The sequence below is a fragment of the Streptomyces sp. NPDC048637 genome, assembly GCF_040650675.1.
GTDB lineage: Bacteria > Actinomycetota > Actinomycetes > Streptomycetales > Streptomycetaceae > Streptomyces.
In genome coordinates this window covers 90,534-111,809 of record NZ_JBEZHQ010000006.1, presented here as the reverse complement: position 1 = coordinate 111,809, position 21,276 = coordinate 90,534, and the positions used below count along the sequence as shown (strand labels likewise).

Genomic DNA, 21,276 nt, shown 5'->3' with positions numbered 1-21,276 from the left:
TGGGCGCCTGTTACTCGTGGGTCTTCTGCGTGCCGATGGTGCCCGAGGTGGGTGCGGGCGCGGACGGCGAGCCGGTGCGCTGGGCGATCAGCGCATCGCGGATCTCGGTGAGCAGCTCGATCTCGGTCGGGTCCGCGGGGGCGCCGTCGACCGGCTGCTTGGCCGCCTGGCGTTCCTTCCACTTGTTGATCGGAAGGATCATGAGGAAGTAGACGACCGCGGCGGTGATCAGGAACGTCAGGGCGGCGCTGAGCACCGAGCCCCAGAGGATGTAGATCCCGTCGGCGAATGCGCCCGTCTTCGGATCCTTGGCGCAGGTGGCGGTCAGGCAGGACTGGTAGTGATCGAGGTTCTGCGAACCGAGCGCGCCCACGATGGGGTTGATGATGCCCTTCACCACCGCGTTGACGATGTTGGTGAAGGCCGCACCGACGACGACCGCGACCGCGAGTTCGATGACGTTGCCGCGCATCAGGAATTCCTTGAATCCCTGCAGGACGCCCTTGCTCACCTGACAGCCTCTTTCCATGCTCACTACGGACGGTGCACCAACAATCAGCACCGCAACTTACGGCAGGGCAGGGCAGAGGTGTCCAGTCGTGTGACACGCACCATCGAATGACCGGTGCGTCTGCACGGAACCGGTGGTTCCGGCGGAGGGGCCCGATCGTGCGGACTCCGTGGACGGATACCGCGGTACCGGTGCGGTGGGCGCGCCCCCATTGGCGCGCGGCGGGTGCCCCGCCATTCGCAGCAGTCTCGCGTGGGGTGAGGGCAGACGCCACTTGATCTTGGGGCATGGTCACTGCCCTCCCGGGGCCGCCGCCGACGGGCAGCCGGGGGCGGGAGCGTCTCGTACGGCACCGTACGACGCCCCGCCGGCCAGTGCTGCGGCGGTCATCGCCAGGCCGGCGGCCAGTAAGCGCTGTCGCGTGGTCCGTCCCCATCGGTGCCGGCCGCCACCGGCCCGCACCGGTGTGAAGTGCGGTACTTCACATGGCGGGGGAGCAGGGAGCGGCAGGGAGAGGAGATCGGGGCCGGTAAGGGAAAAGGGAGGGGGAGAGGGCGAAGGAGCGGGGGAGGGCGAAGGAGCGGGAGAGGTGCGGGGCATGGTGGTACCGCCTGTGGTGATGAGGGGTCGGGTGAACCGCTGATCACCACCGTGCCGGAAGGCTCCGCCCGCCCGCTCCGGGCTGTGGACGACCCCGCCGTTGTGGACAACTCGGCCACCCGGGAGGGGGAGGCCGAGCGTCCTGAGGGAGGCCGAGCGTCCTGGGGCGTTACGGCAGGTCGATGCCCAGGTCCCAGCCGGTGTGGGCGCCGGTGCACAGGCAGTCGCGCGCGGCGTTGTCGGGGAGGCCGGCGATCGCGTCGAAGAGGACCTCGCGCAGCCGGCCGACGTTCTCGGCGAAGACCCTGAAGACTTCGTCGTGGGAGACGCCCTCGCCGGTCTCGGTGCCCGCGTCCAGGTCGGTGACCAGGGTCAACGAGGTGTAGCAGAGACTCAGTTCGCGGGCCAGGACGGCTTCGGGGTGGCCGGTCATGCCGACCACCGACCAGCCCTGTGCGGCATGCCAGCGCGATTCGGCGCGGGTCGAGAAGCGGGGGCCCTCGATGACGACAAGGGTGCCGCCGTCGACCGGCTCCCAGTCCCGGCCGCGGGCTGCCGAGACGGCGGCCCGGCGCCCGGTGGGGCAGTACGGGTCGGCGAAGGCCAGATGGACGACGTTGGGGACGCTCCCGTCGGGGAGGGGCTCGCCGTCGAAGTAGGTCTGGGGACGGGCCTTGGTGCGGTCGACGAGCTGGTCGGGGACCAGGAGGGTGCCGGGGCCGTATTCGGGGCGCAGTCCGCCGACCGCGCACGGGCCGAGAACCTGGCGTACGCCGAGCGAACGCAGCGCCCACAGGTTGGCGCGGTAGTTGATGCGGTGCGGCGGGAGGTGGTGGCCGCGGCCGTGCCGGGGCAGGAACGCGACGTGGCGGCCGGCGATCTCTCCCACGAACAGCGAGTCGCTCGGGCGCCCGTACGGGGTGTCCACTGTGATCTCGGTCACGTCGTCGAGGAAGGAGTAGAAGCCCGATCCGCCGATAACGCCAATCTCCGCGTCAGCCATGCCGGTCACACTATCGGGGCGCGGTGGCGGGGGAGGGTGGGTCTGAGAGGAAAGAAAGCCGTGAGCGACGGACCCCGCCTTCGGTGACGGCGGGGTCCGGAGAAGTGCGGGTCAGGCGGCGGAGCTGGTGCCCGAGGTGCTGCCGGCCGACGAGGTGGTGGCCGGGGCGGAGGGCTTGCTGTCGGAGCTGCCGGACGAGGAGCTCGACGAGTCCGAGGAGGACGTCGCGCCCGACGAGGAGCTCTTCGCGGGGCTGCTGCTGGACGACGAGCCGCGGCTGTCGTTGCGGTAGAAGCCGGAGCCCTTGAAGACGATGCCGACCGCGGAGAACACCTTCTTGAGGCGTCCGTTGCAGGCGGGGCACTCAGTGAGCGCGTCGTCGGTGAACTTCTGCACCGCCTCGAGGCCCTCGCCGCACTCGGTGCACTGGTACTGGTAGGTCGGCACTTGTCTTCCTCCTGGCACTCTCACTCGATGAGTGCTAACGACGCTCCATATTGCAGTATTCCCGCCCGCCAGTCCACCGTGACCGGCGGACGGTGACCGACTCCACGCTCGGTCAGGCGCGCGCCAGCTCCCTTTCCCGGTCGTAGGAAACCGCCGGGACCTGGGCGTCGGCGCCGAGCGCGGGGCCGGCGGCGGCCACGGTCGAGGAGTGCGGCAGCAGGTGGGCGCGGAGCGCCAGCAGCACCGTCAGGGCCAGCGCCGTACCGGCCAGCGGCACCAGGAATCCGGTGCTCGGCCCGAAGCGGTCCGCCAGCTGGCCGGCGGAGGTGGTCGCGGCTGCCTGGCCCAGCGCGACCGCACCGGTCAGCCAGGTGAAGGCCTCGGTGCGGGCGGCGGCCGGCACCAGCGACTCCACGAGCGTGAAGCCGGTGATCAGGGCCGGGGCGATGCACAGGCCGACGACCAGGCCGACGGCGCCCAGCAGCGGCACCGCGGTGACCGCCCACAGCGGGGTGGTGGCCAGCGTCAGCAGCCCGTAGGCGACCAGCAGCCGGCGCCGCGGGCCGATCTTCCAGGCGATGGCGCCACAGGCGACACCGGCGAGCATGTTGCCGCCCGCGAAGATCCCGTAGAGCACACCGCTGATGCCGGGCTGCCCGATGTGGTGGGTGAACGCCGTCAGCGAGACCTGCATACCGCCGAAGACGGCACCGATGCCGAGGAACGCCACGATCAGGACGCGTACGCCGGGCACCGACAGCGCCGAGACGCGGGGCCGGTCACCGGACTGCGCCCGGTGCACGGCCGGCTGGCTGCGCCGCTGCGCGGCGAACAGCAGCCCGCCGGCCAGTGTCAGCGCGGCCTCGGCGACCAGCCCGGCCGCCGGGTGGACGCCGGTGCACAGCGCGGTCGCCAGCACCGGGCCGACCACAAAGGTGAACTCGTCGGTCACCGACTCGAAGGCGGCGGCCGTCGGCATCAGCGGGCTGCCGCCGAGCCGGGCGGCCCAGCGGGCCCGCACCATCGGGCCGACCTGCGGCGTCGAGGCGCCCGTGGGGACCGCCACCGCGAACAGCGCCCACAGGGGGGCGTGGGCGAGGGCGAGGGCGATCAGCGCCGCGACACCGGTGACATGCACCAGGACGCCGGGGATCAGCACCGCGCGCTGGCCGAAGCGGTCGGCGAGCTTGCCGTTCTGCGGGGCGAACAGGGCCATCGAGACACCGGTCGCGGCGGACACCGCGCCGGCGGTGCCGTAGGAGCCGGTGGTGGATTCGACGAGCAGCACGATGCCGATCGTCAGCATGGCGAAGGGCTGCCGGGCCAGAAAGCCGGGCAGCAGGAATGTCCATGCACCAGGGGTGCGGAGCAGTGATCCGTATCCGGAACGGGAGTCCTTGACCGCGGATGCCACGGCCGGGCCTTTCTGCCGCCTGGTAGCGCCACCCGCGAGGTCGTCATGGGTACGCGCCGAGAGCTGTCCTCTCGCGCAGGACCGAGTGATACCGCGTGGTCCGCACCGGAGAGGTGGCTGCGTAAGGCAGGGGGACCGCGGCCGCCGAGCGGTCGCGCCAGCTCTGCATCAGGCAGAGTTGGTTCGTCGATGTTGCGTTTTCATACTACAGGCCGTGGCGTGTGAAGCCCTGGGATTGGTCAGGGCTTCACACGGAATCCCTTGGTATCCGTGGAGAGATACAGCACATCTCCGGCCCCGGAGCTTCGGTGGGACGTCAGTGGTGGCCGCGCCGCCCCGAGGGGCCGCCGGTCCCCAGCCAGCCGGCCAGCTTGCCGCCCTGGGAGACCGCCTGCAGCCGCCGCTCCGCCGCGTCGCGCACCGGGTCGGTGGCGACCACCAGCAGCTCGTCGCCGCGCCGCAGCACCGTGGAGGGCGCGGGCACGAAACTGGAGCCGTCCCGTACGACGAGGGTGACCGCGGCACCCGCGGGCATCCGCAGCTCGCCGACCTCGACGCCGTGCATACGGGACGTCGGGCCGATGGACATGGACAGCAGATGGCCGCGCAGCCGCTCCAGGGGCGCCGACTCGATGCCCAGGTCGGCGGCCTCCTCGTCCTCGCCCAGCCGCAGCCGCTTGGCCAGCCAGGGCAGCGTCGGCCCCTGGATGAGGGTGTAGACCACGACCAGGACGAAGACGATGTTGAAGACCCGTTCGCTGCCGGGAACATCGCCCACCATCGGGATGGTGGCCAGCACAATCGGTACCGCGCCGCGCAGCCCGGCCCACGACAGCAGGGTCTTCTCCCGCCAGGGCACCCGGAACGGCAGCAGCGCCACGAACACGGACGTCGGCCGGGCCACGATCGTCAGGATCATGCCGATCAACAGCGCCGGGACGATGTCGTCGATCAGGTTGTGCGGGGTCACCAACAGGCCCAGCAGGACGAACATGCCGATCTGGCCGAGCCAGCCGAGGCCCTCGGCGAAGCCGCGGGTGGCCGGTGAGTGCGGCAGTTTGGCGTTGCCGAGGATCACCGCGGCCAGGTAGACGGCGAGGAAGCCGGAGCCGTGCGCCAGGGCACCGGCCGCGTACGCGGAGACCGCGATGGCCATCACGGCGATCGGGTACAGCCCGGACGCGGGCAGCGCCACATGACGCATGCCGTACGCGCCGAGCCAGCCGATGGCCAGGCCGATGGCGGCGCCGATCGCCAGCTCCAGCGCGATCTCACCGAGCAGGGCGTACCAGTGCTCGACTGGTCCCGCGGTGGAGAACGCGACGACGAGGATGACCACGGGGGCGTCGTTGAAGCCGGATTCGGCTTCCAGTACACCGGTCAGGCGGGCCGGCAGCGGCACGCTGCGCAGCACGGAGAAGACGGCCGCGGCATCCGTGGAGGAGACCACGGCGCCGATCAGCAGCGCCTGGCGCCAGTCGAGCCCGGCCAGATAGTGCGCTCCGGCCGCGGTGACCCCCACGCTCACCGCGACGCCGACCGTCGAAAGCACTGCCGCCCGGGGCAGTGCCGGTTTGATTTCTTTCCACTTGGTGCCCAGGCCGCCCTCGGCGAGGATCACGACCAGCGCGGCATAGCCGAGGAGTTGGGTCAGCTCGGCGTTGTCGAAAATGACGCCGCCAGGCCCGTCCTGGCCTATGGCGACGCCTATCCCCAGGTAGATGAGCAGGCTGGGGAGCCCGCTGCGCGAGGAGAGCCGTACCGCGGCGACCGCAATGAGCAGTACGAGCGAGCAGATCAGCAGGAGTTCGTTGAGATGGTCGACAGTCAGGAGCTGATCCTTCCTCGCACGGGTTCCGGGGGGCGGGCTTTCCTTACCGTATCTAGTTACTGAGGCTAACAATTTACCATTACTTGAAGGTTGGATGTGCTGGCGGTGACTCCGCGTAGGGGTCGCCGAACCCGTGCGCCTATGGTTGCTCCAGCACTCCCACCCTGCCCCTCGAAGGACAGAGATGCCCGCCAACAAGTCCGGCCCAGTCCCCAGGAAAAAGAAGGGGCGGCGCGGCCGCCTCGTCGCGATTACGGTCGTGCTGCTGCTCGTGGCGGGCATCGGCTTCGGCGCGTTCTGGGGTGTCAGTACCGTCCGCGCCTCGTTCCCGCAGACCACGGGCTCGCTCAAACTCCCGGGTCTGACCAACCCGGTGGACGTCACCCGCGACGCCAACGGCATTCCGCAGATCTACGCCGACACCGACGAAGACCTCTTCCGCGCCCAGGGATACGTCCAGGCCCAGGACCGCTTCTGGGAGATGGACGTACGGCGCCACATGACCGCCGGACGGCTCTCGGAGATGTTCGGCAAGAGTCAGGTCAAGACCGACTCGTTCCTGCGCACCCTGGGCTGGCGCGATGTGGCGCAGAAGGAGTACGACACCAAGCTGTCGCCCAGCACCAAGAAGTACCTCCAGTCCTACTCCGCGGGAGTCAACGCCTACCTCAAGGACCACGAGGGCTCGGCGCTGTCCCTGGAGTACGCGGCCCTGGACTTCGAGAACGACTACAAGCCCGAGAAGTGGACGCCGGTCGACTCGGTGGCCTGGCTCAAGGCGATGGCCTGGGACCTGCGCGGCAACATGCAGGAAGAGATCGACCGCTCCCTGATGACCAGCCGCTTCACCCCCGCGCAGATCGCCCAGCTCTACCCGGCATACCCGTACAAGCGGAACAAGCCGATCGTCGAGGGCGGTGCGGTCGACCCGGCCTCCAAGGAGTTCAAGCCCGGCGGTACGGCGAACGCCGCCCCGGCCGGCCCCGGCGGGGTCACCGCGGGCCTGCAGTCGCAGCTGTCCTCGCTGTCCAAGACGCTGGACGAGGTCCCGGCGCTGCTCGGCCCCAACGGCAACGGCATCGGCTCCAACTCCTGGGTCGTCTCCGGCGCCCACACCACCACCGGCAAGCCGCTGCTCGCCAACGACCCGCACCTGGCACCGCAGATGCCCTCGCTCTGGTACCAGATGGGCCTGCACTGCCGCAGCACCGGACCCCGGTGCAACTACGACGCCTCCGGATTCACCTTCTCCGGTATGCCCGGCGTCGTCATCGGCCACAACCAGGACATCTCCTGGGGCATGACCAACCTCGGCGCGGACGTCACCGACCTGTACCTGGAGAAGGTCAACGCCGACGGGTACTTCTTCGACAACAAGCAGCAGCCCTTCATAACCCGCAAGGAGACCATCAAGGTCGCCGGCGGCGAGAGCCACGAGATCACCGTCCGGTCCACCAGGAACGGGCCGATCGTCTCCGACCGCGACGACGAACTGGCCGATGTCGGCAAGGACGCCCCGGTCGGCAACGCCGCCCCGGACCGCGGTGACGGCTACGCCGTATCGCTGCGCTGGACCGCACTGAACCCCGGCAAGTCCATGGACGCCGTCTTCGAGCTCAACCGCGCCAAGGACTGGAACAGCTTCCGCAAGGCCGCCGGGCACTTCGAGGTCCCGTCCCAGAACCTGATCTACGCCGACACCAAGGGCAACATCGGCTACCAGGCCCCGGGCCGGATCCCCGTCCGCGGCAAGGGCGACGGCCAGTTCGACGGCACCTACCCGGCGCCCGGCTGGGACCCGAAGTACCAGTGGACCGGCTACATCCCGCAGAAGGCCCTGCCATACGAGTACAACCCCAAGCGCGGTTACATCGTCACCGCCAACCAGGCCGCCGTCGACGAGAAGTACCCCTACCTCCTCACCAAGGACTGGGGTTACGGCTCCCGCAGCCAGCGGATCAACGACCTGATCGAGTCGAAGATCAAGGCCGGCGACACCGTCTCCACCGACGACATGCAGGCCTTCCAGAAGGACAACAGCAGCGAGATCGCCCGGCTGCTGACGCCCTACCTGACGAAGATCGACATCAAGGACAAGTACGTCCGCGACGCCCAGCAGCTGCTGGAGGGCTGGGACTTCACCCAGGAGCCCGACTCCGCCGCGGCCGCCTACTTCAACGCCGTCTGGCGCAACACCGTCAAGCTCGCCTTCGGCAACAAGATGCCCAAGGAACTGCGCCCCGACGGCCAGTGCCTCACCGTCCGCCCGGCCGACGAGACCGGCCCCGCCGACGAGAACGACAAATACATCCGCGAATGCGGTGAGCGGGCCGGTGACTCCGCCCAGCCCGACGGCGGCGACCGCTGGTACGAGGTCGTCCGCACCCTCCTCAACGACCCGGACAACGCCTGGTGGAAGACCGAGGACCGGCCCCACCGCCCCGGTGACAAGAACCGCGACCAGCTCCTGGCACACGCCATGAAGGACGCGCGCTACGAGCTGACCTCCAAGCTGGGCAAGAACATCGACAACTGGAGCTGGGGACGGCTGCACCAGATGTTCCTGACGAACCAGACCCTGGGCACCGACGGACCCGGCATGCTGCAGGGCCTGTTCAACCGCGGCCCCTGGAACGTCGGCGGCGGCGAGGCCGCGGTCGACGCCACCGGCTGGAACGCCGCCGCCGGCTACAAGGTCACCTGGGTCCCGTCGATGCGGATGGTCGTCAACCTCGCCGACTTCGACAAGTCCCGCTGGATCAACCTCACCGGCGCCTCCGGGCACGCCTACGACGCGCACTACTACGACCAGACCGACAAGTGGGCCAAGGGCGACCTGCTGCCCTGGGCGTACGGCGAGGACGCCGTCAAGAAGGCGGGCAAGGACACGCTGACGCTGTCGCCGTAGGGGCGGGTGGCGCGCGCCGCCACCTGGTGAGCGCTGAGCCGTCGGGCGGGCCGGAGGATTCCGGTCCGCCCGACGGCTTTCCGGCTCCTCCGGCCGCTCCTCCGGCCGCCCGTGTGCGGCCCGCCTCAGTCCTCCGGACGCTCGCCCGGCGCCGTGAACCGGTGCACCCCCGACGGGGTCACCGCGGCATGCACATGCCGGTCGTGCGGCTCGCCCGGCACCTCCGCCAGCACCTCCGCGTCGTACAGCAGCACCACCAGCGACGCCCGCGCACCGGCCCGCTCCAGCCGCGCCAGCACCCGGTCGTAGGAGCCGCCGCCGCGCCCCAGCCGCAGCCCGCTGCGGTCCACCGCGAGCCCCGGCAGCAGCACCACGTCCGCCTCCGTGACGGCCTCCGGGCCCAGCCGCTGCCCGTCCGGCTCCAGCAGCCCGCGGCCCGCCCGTACGAGCCCGTCCGCGCCCTCGTAGAGCGCCCAGTCCAGATCGTTGTCCGCCAGCAGGACGGGCAGCAGCACCCGCACCCCGGCCGCCCGCAGCAGGTCGAGCAGGGTGCGGGTGGAGGGTTCGCCGCCTATCGAGACATACGCGGCGACGGTCGGCGGCGCCCCGGGCCGCGGGGCGGCCGGCCACACCCATTCGTCCAGCTCCAGGGCACGCCGGGCCAGCGCCTCGCCCGTCGCCGCGACGACATCCCGTGGCAACGCTCTCCTCACCTCCAGGAGATCCCGCCGCAACCTGCCTTTTCTATCGTGATCCATGCTCACTGTGTGCCCTTGCTCCCGCTCTCGTGCTCTATTCACCAGTCCCTCATCATCGTTCCGATAGGGCCGGTTATGGTGGCGCGCATGACCCCATCGCACACACGGATCAGCAAGGCTGTCATCCCAGCAGCCGGCCTCGGCACCAGGTTTCTCCCCGCCACAAAGGCCACACCCAAGGAGATGCTCCCGGTAGTCGACAAGCCCGCCATCCAGTACGTGGTGGAGGAGGCGGCCGCCGCCGGGCTCTCCGACGTCCTGATGGTGACCGGCCGCAACAAGCGCCCGCTTGAGGACCACTTCGACCGTAATTACGAACTCGAAGAGGCGCTGCACCGCAAGGGCGACGAGTCCCGGCTCGCCAAGGTGCAGGAGTCCAGCGACCTGGCAACCATGCACTACGTGCGCCAGGGCGACCCCAGGGGCCTGGGCCACGCAGTGCTGTGTGCCGCACCGCACGTGGGCGACCAGCCCTTCGCGGTCCTCCTCGGCGACGACCTGATCGACCCCCGCGACCCGCTGCTGCAGCGCATGGTCGAGATACAGGAGCAGTACGGCGGCTCCGTCATCGCCCTGATGGAGGTCGACCCGGCGCAGATCCACCTCTACGGCTGCGCGGCCGCCGCCCCCACTGACGACGACGATGTCGTGGCCGTCTCCGACCTGGTCGAGAAGCCCGACCCGGCCGACGCCCCCAGCAACCTCGCCATCATCGGCCGCTACGTCCTCGACCCGGCCGTCTTCGAGGTGCTGCGCAAGACCGCCCCCGGCCGCGGCGGCGAGATCCAGCTCACCGACGCCCTCCAGGCGCTGGCCGCCGACCCCGCCCTCGGCGGCCCGGTGCACGGCGTGGTCTTCAAGGGCCGCCGCTATGACACCGGCGACCGCGGTGACTATCTGCGTGCCATTGTCCGACTGGCATGCGAACGTGAGGACCTGGGCCCGGACTTCCGGACCTGGCTGCGCAGTTACGTCACCGAGGAGATGTAAGACGTTGAACGGCACCACCGACCAGACCCGCCACCAGGACCGCGTCTGGTCGGTGGCCGAGCATCTCGACGACGTCCTGTCGAGGATCGCCCCACTGGACCCGATCGAGCTGCAACTCCTGGACGCCCAGGGCTGCGTCCTGGTCGAGGACATCACGGTCCCCGTCGCCCTGCCGCCCTTCGACAACAGCTCCATGGACGGCTACGCGGTCCGGGCCGCCGATGTCGCCGACGCCACGGAGAGCGCCCCGGTCGCCCTCACGGTCATCGGCGACGTCGCGGCGGGCAGCGGCGAACTGCCCGAGATCGGGCCCGGCCAGGCCGCCCGCATCATGACCGGCGCCCCGGTGCCGCCCGGCGCCGAGGCCGTCGTCCCCGTCGAGTGGACCGACGGCGGCACGGGCCAGGGACCGGCCGCCACGATGCGCGCCCACAGCGCCGCCCCCCAGGACGCCGGCGGCGAGGTCCGCGTCCACCGCCCGGCCGCCGCCGGCGCCCATGTCCGCGCCCGCGGCAGCGATGTCACCGAAGGCGAGTCGGCCCTGCGGGCGGGCACGGTCCTCGGGCCCTCCCAGATCGGCCTGCTCGCCGCCATCGGCCGCGGCACGGTCCGGGTCCGCCCCCGCCCCCGCGTCGTCGTGGTCTCGACCGGCAGCGAACTGGTCCAGCCCGACGAGCCGTTGAGCCCCGGTCAGATCTACGACTCCAACAGCTTCCAGCTCACCGCCGCCGCCCGCGCCGCCGGCGCCATCGCCTACCGCGTCGGCGCCGTCGCCGACGACGCCGAGACCCTCCGCTCCACCCTGGAGGACCAGCTCATCCGGGCCGACATCCTCGTCACCAGCGGCGGCGTCAGCGTCGGCGCGTATGACGTCGTCAAGGAGACCCTGACGGAGCTGTCTGCCGACGAAGGCACGGTCGAGTTCCGCAGGCTCGCCATGCAGCCCGGCAAGCCCCAGGGCTTCGGCCTCATCGGCCCCGACCGCATCCCCCTCCTCGCCCTGCCCGGCAACCCCGTCAGCTCGTACGTCTCCTTCGAGCTGTTCGTCCGCCCGGCCATCCGCGCCCTCATGGGCCTGGCCGAGGTCCACCGCCCCCTCACCCCCGCCCGGTGCACCGAGGCCGTGGCCTCCTCGCCCAAGGGGAAGCGCCAGTTCCTGCGCGGCTCCTACGACGCCGAGGCCGGCACGGTCACCCCCGTCGGCGGCGCCGGCTCCCACCTGATCAAAGCCATGGCACACGCCAACGCACTGATCATCGTCCCCGAGGACACCACCGAGGTCCCCGCGGGCACGGACGTGGACGTCGTCCTGCTCGGGTAGCCCGCTGCCGCCGGGGGTACGGTGTCGTCCCACAGGCGGCAGTTTGGTACCGGGAGAACGATGAGCAGCGGCCAGCAACACCTCACCCATCTCGACGCGGCGGGCGCGGCGCGGATGGTCGACGTCTCCGAGAAGGACGTCACCGCCCGCACCGCCAGAGCCCGCGGCCGAGTCCTGGTGTCGCCGCAGGTCATCGAGCTGCTGCGGGGCGAGGGCATGCCCAAGGGCGACGCCCTGGCCACCGCCCGGATCGCCGGCATCATGGGCGCCAAGCGCACCCCCGAGCTGATCCCGCTCTGCCACCCGCTGGCCGTCTCGGGCGTCAAGGTGGATCTCTCCCTCACCGACGACGCCGTCGAGATCACGGCCACGGTCAAGACCACCGACCGCACCGGCGTCGAGATGGAGGCGCTCACCGCCGTCTCCGTCGCCGCCCTCACCGTCGTCGACATGGTCAAGGCCGTCGACAAGGCCGCGGTCATCTCCGACATCCGCGTGGAGGAGAAGACCGGCGGCAAGTCCGGCGACTGGAGCCGGTCATGACACCCGCCCGCGCTCTGGTCGTCACCGCCTCCAACCGCGCCGCCGCGGGCGTCTACGCCGACAAGGGCGGCCCGCTGCTCGCCGAGGGCCTGACGGCCATGGGCTTCGAGGTCGACGGCCCCCAGGTGGTACCCGACGGTGAGCCGGTGGAAGCCGCCCTGCGCGGCGCCGTCTCCGCCGCCCGCTACGCCGTCATCCTCACCACCGGCGGTACGGGCCTCTCGCCCACCGACCGCACCCCCGAGGCCACCCGCCGGGTCGTGGACTACGAGGTCCCGGGCATCCCCGAGGCGATCCGCGCCGCCGGCCGGGCGAAGGTCCCCACCGCCGCGCTCTCCCGCGGCCTGGCGGGCGTCGCCGGGACGACCCTGATCGTCAACCTCCCCGGCTCGTCCGGCGGTGTCCGCGACGGCCTCGCCGTCCTCGCCGACCTCCTGCCGCACGCCGTCGACCAGATCCGCGGCGGCGACCACCCCAGACCTTCCGGGAGCCCGAGCTGAACGCGCCCTGGCCGGTGGTCCTGACGGACGGTGAGGTCACCCTCCGCCCGATAAGGGTGCGTGACCAACGGGCCTGGCGCGAGGTCAACCGCCGTAACCGCGACTGGCTGCGGCCCTGGGAAGCGACCATCCCGCCGCCCCCGCCGGGCCTCGCCCCGCCGCACCGCCCGACGTACCGTCAGATGGTCCGCCATCTCCGCGCCGAGGCACACGCCGGCCGGATGCTGCCGTTCGTCGTCGAATACCGCGGCCAGCTCGTCGGCCAGCTGACGGTCGCGGGTATCACCTGGGGCTCCATGTGCTCCGGCCATGTCGGCTACTGGGTCGACCAGAGTGTCGCCGGCCGCGGGGTCATCCCGACGGCCGTGGCGCTCGCCGTCGACCACTGCTTCCGGTCCGTGGGCCTGCACCGCATCGAGATCTGCATTCGCCCGGAGAACACCCCCAGCCGCCGGGTGGTCGAAAAGCTCGGCTTTCGCGAAGAAGGCATCCGCCCGCGCTACCTCCACATCGACGGTGCCTGGCGCGACCACGCCGTTTTCGCCCTCACCGCGGAAGAGGTGCCCGAAGGCCTGCTCAACCGCTACCGGCGAGGGAGACCCCGCACGCCCGGCGCACCCCACAAATAAAATAAATGTTCGAATGTATTCGCTGATTGACCGGATTGGCTGAGGTGCTGATCTCTACGATCACAAAAAAGTTCGAGATATCAGCCAGATCGTGCGACACACCGGCTCAATTGGCGGATGGCCCCCTGCAAACCCCTCTACCGTGTGAGTTGTGAGAAGCAGCGGCCTCATCTACGCAGTCATCGTCGGGGCCTGGGCCGCCTATTTGGTGCCGATGTGGCTCCGTAGGCAGGACGAGCTCAACGAGGCCCGTCCGACCGAGCGCTTCAGCACCGCCATCCGGCTGCTGTCCGGACGCGCGGCCATGCAGCGCCGCTACGACAAGCGGCACGGGGAGTACCCCGCCGACGATGCGGGCGACGAAGCGGACCCGGACGCACCGGCCGATGAGGCCGCCGCCCGGGCCTTCAGCGACCCCGCTCCCGCGGACCCGGCCGAGGCCGCCCACACCCGGGTGCAGGCCACCCCTCCGCGCCCGTCCGCCGCCGAGCGGACCAAGCGCGCCAAGGTCCTCGCCCGCCGCCGGCGCACCATCACCATCCTGTTCCTCACCTTCACCGTCGGCGCCATCGTCGCCGCGGTCGGCGGTATCCCCTTCCTCTGGGCCCCCGCCCTCCCCGCCCTCCTCCTGACCGCGTACATCCTTTACCTGCGCGCCCAGGAGCGGCGGCGCTTCACCTTCACCATGGACCGGCGCAAGGCGGAGGCGGCGGCCCAGCGACTGCGGGAGGGCAGGCGCCGCCCTCCGCAGGCGGCCGACCAGCCGCCCGCCGACGAGCACCCGGCCGACGCCCGCACTGACCCCCCGGCCGACGCCGCCCCGGAACCGCCCCGCCCCGCGACCCCCGCCCACACCGCGGGCCGCCGCGCGCTGGTCGAGGAGACCGACCATGCCGAGTGGGTCGACCAGCAGCGCGAACGCGAGCGCCCGCGCCCCGCCGGCGGCAGCTGGGAGCCGGTCCCGGTCCCCCTGCCCACCTACGTCACCGCCCCGGTCGCCCCGCGCGCCACCAGCCATGTCGACCTGGACGCCGACGACGCCTGGAGCTCCGCCCGCTCCAGCGCCGCCCCCGACCACCCCCAGCCCGACATGCCCTCGCAGGACCGCCCCACCCACGCCGGCCGCCGCACCCGCGGCCGCACCCCCCTCTTCGACCAGTACGAGAACGAGGACCGCCCGCGCGCGGCGAACGAGTGACGGCCCTCCGCTGACCAGCACCGGAAGCGATTTCCGAGCACCGCGACCGAGATGCTAGAGTTTCACTCGTCGCAAGGGCCTGTGGCGCAGCTGGTAGCGCACCTCGTTCGCAACGAGGGGGTCAGGGGTTCGAATCCCCTCAGGTCCACAGCACGTCAAAGCCCCCACCGGGGAGATCCGGTGGGGGCTTTTTCGCGCTGTACAGCAGCGAAGTACAGCAACCACGTGGGATCGGCCTGATGGCCGAGGTGTTTGCCGAGGTGTTTGCCGAGGTGTTTGCCGAGGTGTGTGCCGCGGTGTGTGCCGAGCTTCCGCAGAGCCTTCCGCGTCGACTCCGACGGCACGTGCGGTAGATCTCCATGGTCACCGCGATCTTGCTGTGCCGCAGGATCTGCGCCGCGATCCGGGGGTGCACGTCACCTTCCGCGGCGAAGGTGGCGGGCGAGATGTGGCGTGCCGGATGCACTGGCCGCGGCCAGCTGGGCAACCGGCGACGCCACGAACCTTTGCCGTGCACCTTCAACGCCCAGCTTCATGATGTGACCGTACCCGCAGGGCCTTCGCGACCCCGAGGAAGTCGTGCCAACCTCCTGCGAAGCATGGCTCGGTTGCGGAGATCCGGCAGCTGTTCAAGGAGGCGGAGGCAGTAGGTCACGCGGTCCTGCTGGAAGGACCTGATGACGTTGCTGAAGCTGCGCTTGGGCTGATACTCCGGCTCTCCTCCCTGGTTCGGGATATCCGTGAGTACGCGCTAGCGCATGCAGCCTCGCGCGACCGCCTTGACGAACACGGTGCCGAATGCCACGAGAACGGCATGGCTTTCATTGCCGAGCACAAGGCGTTCCTCGGCATCGCCCGGGCAGCGCTGGATGAGGTGATCGAGGTCGTTTGAGACCCTTGCGCTCGGCGGTATGGCGACGTCAGCAACACCCCGCGCGGTGGCGGGCCCGCTGCGTCAGCTGGTCGCGGAATGCAGGGTTTCCGCGCGGCTCTTGAGTGCGCGGTTGAACTGCTGACGCGGGAGCAGAGATCGTCACATTCGTGGCAACAATGCGCATGGTATTGAACCCTTCGCCTCGGTTGTCATGTTGATGGCCACATACTGCTGAACGGTTCCTCCGTCCCTAGCTCGCCCCCCCGGCCCGCAACTCCTTCGCGATGTCGTGCAGCGAGCCCTCGCCGGGGATGTGCCACTACAACGTTCCCTGGTCCGCTGACGGTTGCCCATGGCCTCGCCGCGCATCCTTCGGACCGGCGGGCCGGCCGCGTACGCCTCACCGTCCGCCTCCCAGACCAGCGGCCTGGCGGTGTCGTTGCGCCAGGGCGACTGCGGCCTCGGTCATCGAACAGCCGCTGCCGGAGTCAGGGCCGGCTCGCCTCGCTTGATCACGTGTGTGCGGCCTAGGGACAGAGCGAAGTCGTCCTCAGACCGATCTGGAGCGGATCCCTGGACTTGAAGTCCCGTTCCTCTATGGGGTTCTGCGTGTTCATGCTGACGGTGACCTGGTCGCCGAAGCTGTCAGGACAGTCCTCCAGCGAGATGAGCCGTATGAGGACGCGTCCCAGGGCGGTGGACACCGGCGATCTCCGCGGCGGACGCGGTCCCGTAGCAGGCGGTACAGGGGTGCGTCTCCTTGCCTGTGCCATCGACCGGACGACTTCGATGCCGGGGGCGGGGCGCCGTCCGATACCTTTGTCCATTCCCTCGATACTCTCGAGGCGTATGTTCAGAATCCCCTGGTGGGAGGCGCGTTCGCGGGTCCGGTGCGGCGTGCGGGAACGGTGGCCGAACCCATGCCTCGGAGCCCGTCCGGGCACGTATGTGTGCGGTGGCGGAGCCCGAGGTACTCCATCGGGCCCCTCCTCGAGCTGCGCTTCCAGAGTGCCTGGTTGTATGCACGAACCCCTGAGGGGAATGAAGTGCGGTGGCATCCTGAACAGTTGGGCGAGGACGAGAGGTCTGAGGGGGGCGCATGAGGGTGGAACTTCCGCCGGAGCCGGCACATTTCGTCGATCGTGACGAACAACGGGAGCGGGTGTATCGGGCGGCGCGCGAGTGGCGGGGCCGTTCCAGGCCGTTGGTCGTGACGCTCAGCGGGCCGGGCGGTATGGGGAAGACCGAGTTGGCCCATCTGATCGCCCGCGTGCAGCGCGACCGTTTCCCCGATGGCGTCCTGGTGGTCGATCTGGACGACTTCCGGCTGGGCGGTGTGCTCGACCCCGGTGACGTGCTGGCGCAGTTGCTGGAGTCCCTTGAGGTGGAGCCGCAACTCGTCGCGGCACAGTTCAAGGCACGGTGCCGGCAGTACTGGAACGTGACCTCCGAAGCGAAGCTGATCCTGGTCGTGGACAACGCGCGATACGCCTCGGAGGTCGTCCCCCTTCTTCCGGCGTCCGGGGAGAGCCTGGTGATTGTCACCAGTCATGGCTCGCTCCACGACCTGGAGGACGGCGCTGCCATCGGCCTGACGCTGCCGCCGCTGGAGGAGTGGGCGGCCACGGAGCTGCTGGGGCTGATCGTCCAGGACCCCCGGCTGGCCGCCGACCCCGAGGCGGTGCGGTCGCTGGTGCGGTTGTGTGACGGCTTGCCGGCGGCCCTGCATGTCGCCGGACGGTGGGTGCGCGGGCACCGGCTGCGCCCGCTCTCCCGTCTGATCCCGCAACTGCGGGGTGAGCTGGAGGAGAAGGGCGTGCCCGGCGTGGAGCGGATCTGGGACACCGTGTACGACGGCCTGTCCTGCGCGGCGCGTCTGCTCTACCGTCTGCTGCCACACCATCCCGGAGCGGCCTTCACCGTGGACTCCGCCACCGCACTGCTGGGGTTGGACGAGGTGGCCTGCGAGGAAGCACTTGAGGAACTGGACGGTGTGGGATTACTCGACCTGCGCTCCCTGACCGGGGCGGGAGGCGGGCGGATGCGACTGCCGGGGCCGTTGCACGGGCACGCGCTGCGCCGGTCACGCCGGGACGCGCAGGAAGGAGAGGTGGGCCAGGCCCAGACTCGGGTACTGCGCTGGATGGTCCGGCAGGCCCAGCGGGCGGACCGGTTCGCCGCCGGCCGACGGCTGATCGTCTCGGCGGAGTACGGTGCTGTGCCCGGCGCACCGGACGTACCGCTGGAGGACCCCGAAGAGGCGGCGGACGACGCGGCCAGGACCGAGCGGGCCGAACGTGCCTCCCGCTGGCTGTACGAGGAACGCCACAGTCTGCTCGCCGCCGTGCGACTGGCTCACGAGCGTGGGCTGGACGCCGAGACGGTGGCTCTGTCCGAGCCGGTTTGGACGTACGCGCTCGACCATCCGCACCAGTCCGACGTGATCGGGGTCTTCCGGCTCGCCGTGGCCTCCGCCGTCCGGCACGGTGGGAACGCGGCATGGCTCGTACGGACACGATGCCAGCTCGCGCGCCCTTTGTGGGAGGCGGGCCTGCTGAGTGAGGCAGAGCGTGAACTTGACAGTGCCGAAGCCGTCCTCGGGCTACTGGGGGACAGCGCACGGGACCGCAAGCTCGGCGCCTCGTTGATGGAGTTCCGGGGGATGCTCAACGGAGTACGCGGCGAGTGGGACGCCGCCGCGGCCGATTTCGTCCGTTCGCGCGACATGCACCTGGCGATCCCGAACCCTTATGGAGCCATGCTCCAGACCTACCGGATGGGGGAGGCCAGGGCGGCATTGGGCGAGCTGGAGGCGGCGCACCTCCTGCTGTCCGAGGCGCATGCCAGGGCTGTGGAGCTGCGCCGCGCGAGGATGACGCGGCGCACCGGCTTCGCGCTTGCCGGAGTTCTGCGCAGGCTCGGCCGCACGGAGGAGGCACGGCCGCTGTACGAGCAGTCGTTGCAGGGTGCCTGCGGTCGGGGTTCCGGCTTCGACCGGGCGCGCGTCCACGACGCGATGGCCACACTGGCCGAGGCTGAGGGACGGAGCGCCGAAGCCGCTGAACACCGTGCGGCAGCCCGTGTCATCCGGCGACGTAACGGACTGGACGACGAGGAGGGCGGGACACCCTGATCAGGGACTGTTGGTCCAAGCGGTGGGCGGACGGGTTTCGGGCAGGGGGCCCGACGGTGGTCGTGAGCATGCGGGAATCCTTCCGGTGATCAGGGCGCATTCGGCCGGGACGCGGATGATGCCGTGCCATCGACCGGTGGTCCGGGTCCGATCAGGCCGTTGCCCGTACGGACGTGGCGGGCGGCGGAGTTCAGACCAGCTGGGTGGTCTCGTCGTCCGTGGCAGGGCGAAGCAGGACGTGGAAGACACGCTGGCCGATGCGGCAGGACAGACGTACAGGAGAGGAAGGACGTGTGCCCTCTGAGAGCAGCCAGGCGTGGACGGCCGACGCGGCGGCGGCCGGGTCGGCATGCGCGATGCGGCCGCCGCCCTCGTCCTTCGGTTCCGTCTCGATGACGTACGCGTGGGCGTGGCCGCGGGCTCTGAGCAAGCACAGACCCGAGGGCAGTATCGCCGCGGCCGAGCGGCAGCCCGGATATGCGGACAGGGCGTGCTGAGCCCAGCCGTCCGAGCTCCAGGCCAGATCTGCCCGGGTGGCCGACGTGGGGAGGGGACGGCGGTACAACAGGCCGGCGGAGCGGGTCAGGTTCTCACCGGCGGCGCCGTACTCCACGGCGAGATGGTGTCCCGGCGGTTCGCTGCCTACGGGGCGCCGTGCGATGTGTACACCGTCCGTGGTGATCTCGGCGTGGACGTCGAACGCCGCGGGTGAGCGGCCGGCCTGCCGGGGGGAGGGCAGAAGCCTGAGCGGGCTGCCGGAATCTGGCGGGGTGAGGCGCAAGAGGGCGTACAGCTCGCTCCGCAGCCGGTTCAGGGCGTCGCCCTGATACGCGAACGCCGCCTGGGCTGCCTCCCGCCCGGCCCCCGGCCGGTACGCCCGCAAGGCGTCCTCCACAGCCTCGGCGGGCCCCAGCTGCGGAATCCGGCGCAGGAGCGTGTGCATCGGACTGTCCGTGATCAGCTCGGCGCCGCTGTGGCAGGCGCTCACCAAGGGCCGGTCCGCGATGGCGCAGTAATACAGAGCGGCAGACCCGTGGTCGGTGATCAGAGCGTCCGCGGCGATCAGGACAGCGGCCCACTCCTCATGCGGACCCGCGAGGATCATGCCCGCGTCGAGGGCCGGCGCCAGCCGCTCGGTCAGCTCGAACGTGCCGAGCAGGCTGCGCTCGTTGGGATGTACCACCAGAGCCAGCTGGTACTCGTCATAAGGGAGATGAGCCGCGAGCCGGGCGGGCAGATCGGGGCGCTGACGGAGGAGGGACTCGGGGCCCCACGTCGAGACGAGTGCAAGGAGCGTGCGGGTGCCGGTCTGCAGCGCTGCTCGGTAGCGCTCACGGAGCGGGCGGGAAGCGAGGGCGCGTTCCAGAGTGGGGTCGCCGATCACCTTCGCCCGGCGGGCGGCCCGTGTGTCACTGGCGGCGAGGCGGGCCACCTGGTCCGGGTGGGAGACCACGTGCAGGGCTATCGGAGCGTCGCCGTCACGGAGGAGCATCGCCGGGTCGAGTCCGGACGGCGAGTCGGATCCCTCCCCGGGGATCGACTTGTTGTACCCGGCGCCGTGCGGCAGCAGCACATGCCTGCCGCGGAGCAGCGGAAGGTCGCCCTTCGGGCTCGACGCGAGCACCAGGTCGTACGTGCGGGCGCGTGCCTCGTCCCAAGGCACTGTCCGGCCGCCGACGGCCTCGATGGCGGAGAGGGCGTCGACTCCGAAGTCGGAGCCGGGTACCAGAGTGAACAGGCGAGTGATCCGGTCATCGCCGGAGAAGACCGGGACGACATCGAGCAGGCGGTACAGAGCCACCGCCGACCGAGCAGCAAGAAGCACCGTCGCCCGTCGCCCGTCGCCCGTCGCCCGTCGCCCGTCGCCCGTCGCCCGTCGCCCGTCGCCCGTCGCCCGTCGCCCGTCGCCCGTCGCCCGTCGCCCAACTGTCCATTGTAATCGGCGACTTCGGGAAACGATCAGTGTTTCCGCTGGTCGGGGCAGGTTCCTCGGCGTCGTCCGGCGACATGACCTGATGGTACCGGTCGTGGTACCGGCACCTGAGCGTGATGCACGAGGCGTATGTGGCAGAAGCTATATCGGGTGCCGTGGGGGAGCGGGAGGATGGCGGCATGAGTGAATGGGGCATCGCGCTGATTGCCGCGGGATCGGCGATCGCCGGCAGCATCGTCACGGGTTGGTACACCCGTGGCGCCGGCATCCGGCAGGCCGCAGCGGCACGTCATGCAGGTGATCGACAGGCCGATGCGCTGCTCGCATCAGTCCGGATGACCCTCCGGGGCGAGGCTGAGCAGCGGGCACTCGCGCTCCGGCGACAGGTTTACGCGGAGTTCCTCGGAGCCGCGGAGGCCAGGATCCTGGCCGAGCGCACGGGACGGGGACAGGCCGACGACGAGGTCCTGCTGCAACGGGCCCTCGGCGGAGTCGTCCTGGAGGGACCAGCCGAGGTCGCCGCCTCGGCCGGCCGTCTCGTCGATTGCCTGCGGCGCCATGAGACGCCGGATGATCTGCACCGGGCGAAGCTGGCCTTCGTGGAGGAGGCCCAGAGGGCTGCGAACGGTGCCACGACGGCCGGTTGAGGGCCGGCCTGGCCCGTACCCTTCCCGTCCCGATCG

The 21,276-nt window shown here is 70.6% G+C and carries 17 protein-coding genes and 1 tRNA gene; 10 read left to right on the top strand and 8 right to left on the bottom strand.

Going from position 1 to position 21,276, the window contains the following annotated elements:
* Window positions 1–10 precede the first annotated feature (10 nt).
* From mscL to AB0C46_RS11375, 5 genes are all read right to left on the bottom strand, one after another.
* Window positions 11–511, bottom strand: coding sequence for a large conductance mechanosensitive channel protein MscL (gene mscL, locus AB0C46_RS11395; protein ID WP_362827565.1), 501 nt, complete (start codon window positions 509–511; stop codon window positions 11–13).
* A 769-nt stretch (window positions 512–1,280) separates the two neighbouring features.
* A complete protein-coding gene (locus AB0C46_RS11390) occupies window positions 1,281–2,114 on the bottom strand; it encodes an S-methyl-5'-thioadenosine phosphorylase (RefSeq protein ID WP_362827564.1) in 834 nt (277 codons plus the stop codon).
* A 111-nt stretch (window positions 2,115–2,225) separates the two neighbouring features.
* Window positions 2,226–2,561 carry an FmdB family zinc ribbon protein gene (locus AB0C46_RS11385; protein ID WP_362827563.1) on the bottom strand — a complete coding sequence of 112 codons (336 nt, stop codon included), beginning with the start codon at window positions 2,559–2,561 and terminating at the stop codon, window positions 2,226–2,228.
* A 112-nt stretch (window positions 2,562–2,673) separates the two neighbouring features.
* A complete protein-coding gene (locus AB0C46_RS11380; protein WP_362827562.1) occupies window positions 2,674–3,975 on the bottom strand; it encodes an MFS transporter in 1,302 nt (433 codons plus the stop codon).
* Window positions 3,976–4,291: 316 nt separating this feature from the next.
* On the bottom strand, window positions 4,292–5,806 hold the full coding sequence (locus AB0C46_RS11375; protein WP_362827690.1) for a potassium/proton antiporter: 1,515 nt from the start codon (window positions 5,804–5,806) through the stop codon (window positions 4,292–4,294).
* A 184-nt stretch (window positions 5,807–5,990) separates the two neighbouring features.
* Here AB0C46_RS11375 and AB0C46_RS11370 point away from each other — a divergent pair, with 184 nt between their 5' ends.
* Window positions 5,991–8,714, top strand: coding sequence for a penicillin acylase family protein (locus AB0C46_RS11370; protein WP_362827561.1), 2,724 nt, complete (start codon window positions 5,991–5,993; stop codon window positions 8,712–8,714).
* 125 nt (window positions 8,715–8,839) lie between these two features.
* On the opposite strand, the gene AB0C46_RS11365 is transcribed toward AB0C46_RS11370, so the two are convergent.
* Complete coding sequence (locus AB0C46_RS11365) at window positions 8,840–9,472, bottom strand: 5-formyltetrahydrofolate cyclo-ligase (protein ID WP_362827560.1); 633 nt, start codon at window positions 9,470–9,472, stop codon at window positions 8,840–8,842.
* Window positions 9,473–9,559: 87 nt separating this feature from the next.
* On the opposite strand from AB0C46_RS11365, the gene galU reads away from it, so the two are divergent.
* The 7 genes from galU (at window position 9,560) to AB0C46_RS11330 (ending at window position 14,801) form a co-directional block, all read left to right on the top strand.
* Complete coding sequence (gene galU / locus AB0C46_RS11360; RefSeq protein ID WP_362827559.1) at window positions 9,560–10,462, top strand: UTP--glucose-1-phosphate uridylyltransferase GalU; 903 nt, start codon at window positions 9,560–9,562, stop codon at window positions 10,460–10,462.
* Between the two features lie 4 nt (window positions 10,463–10,466).
* Window positions 10,467–11,783, top strand: coding sequence for a gephyrin-like molybdotransferase Glp (gene glp, locus AB0C46_RS11355; protein WP_362827558.1), 1,317 nt, complete (start codon window positions 10,467–10,469; stop codon window positions 11,781–11,783).
* A gap of 60 nt (window positions 11,784–11,843) precedes the next feature.
* On the top strand, window positions 11,844–12,326 hold the full coding sequence (gene moaC / locus AB0C46_RS11350; protein ID WP_362827557.1) for a cyclic pyranopterin monophosphate synthase MoaC: 483 nt from the start codon (window positions 11,844–11,846) through the stop codon (window positions 12,324–12,326).
* On the top strand, window positions 12,323–12,826 hold the full coding sequence (locus AB0C46_RS11345; RefSeq protein WP_362827556.1) for a MogA/MoaB family molybdenum cofactor biosynthesis protein: 504 nt from the start codon (window positions 12,323–12,325) through the stop codon (window positions 12,824–12,826). Before moaC ends, AB0C46_RS11345 begins: the two co-directional genes overlap by 4 nt.
* Before the next feature lie 14 nt (window positions 12,827–12,840).
* On the top strand, window positions 12,841–13,455 hold the full coding sequence (locus AB0C46_RS11340; protein ID WP_362827555.1) for a GNAT family protein: 615 nt from the start codon (window positions 12,841–12,843) through the stop codon (window positions 13,453–13,455).
* A gap of 151 nt (window positions 13,456–13,606) precedes the next feature.
* Entirely contained in the window at window positions 13,607–14,653 is a 1,047-nt protein-coding gene (locus tag AB0C46_RS11335; RefSeq protein WP_362827554.1) for a hypothetical protein, read from the top strand.
* 75 nt (window positions 14,654–14,728) lie between these two features.
* A tRNA-Ala gene (locus AB0C46_RS11330) sits at window positions 14,729–14,801 on the top strand.
* A 1,253-nt stretch (window positions 14,802–16,054) separates the two neighbouring features.
* Here AB0C46_RS11330 and AB0C46_RS11325 read toward each other — a convergent pair.
* On the bottom strand, window positions 16,055–16,231 hold the full coding sequence (locus AB0C46_RS11325) for an AIPR family protein (protein ID WP_362827553.1): 177 nt from the start codon (window positions 16,229–16,231) through the stop codon (window positions 16,055–16,057).
* Between the two features lie 506 nt (window positions 16,232–16,737).
* Here AB0C46_RS11325 and AB0C46_RS11320 point away from each other — a divergent pair.
* The gene (locus AB0C46_RS11320; RefSeq protein WP_362827552.1) at window positions 16,738–18,660 is read left to right on the top strand and encodes a hypothetical protein; all 1,923 of its coding nucleotides are present in this window, start codon (window positions 16,738–16,740) and stop codon (window positions 18,658–18,660) included.
* A 190-nt stretch (window positions 18,661–18,850) separates the two neighbouring features.
* On the opposite strand, the gene AB0C46_RS11315 is transcribed toward AB0C46_RS11320, so the two are convergent.
* Window positions 18,851–20,461 (bottom strand): translation initiation factor 2, encoded by a 1,611-nt coding sequence (locus AB0C46_RS11315; protein ID WP_362827551.1) that lies wholly within the window; start codon window positions 20,459–20,461, stop codon window positions 18,851–18,853.
* 311 nt (window positions 20,462–20,772) lie between these two features.
* Between AB0C46_RS11315 and AB0C46_RS11310 the strand changes: the two genes are divergently transcribed.
* Window positions 20,773–21,240 (top strand): hypothetical protein, encoded by a 468-nt coding sequence (locus AB0C46_RS11310; RefSeq protein WP_362827550.1) that lies wholly within the window; start codon window positions 20,773–20,775, stop codon window positions 21,238–21,240.
* Window positions 21,241–21,276: the final 36 nt, after the last annotated feature.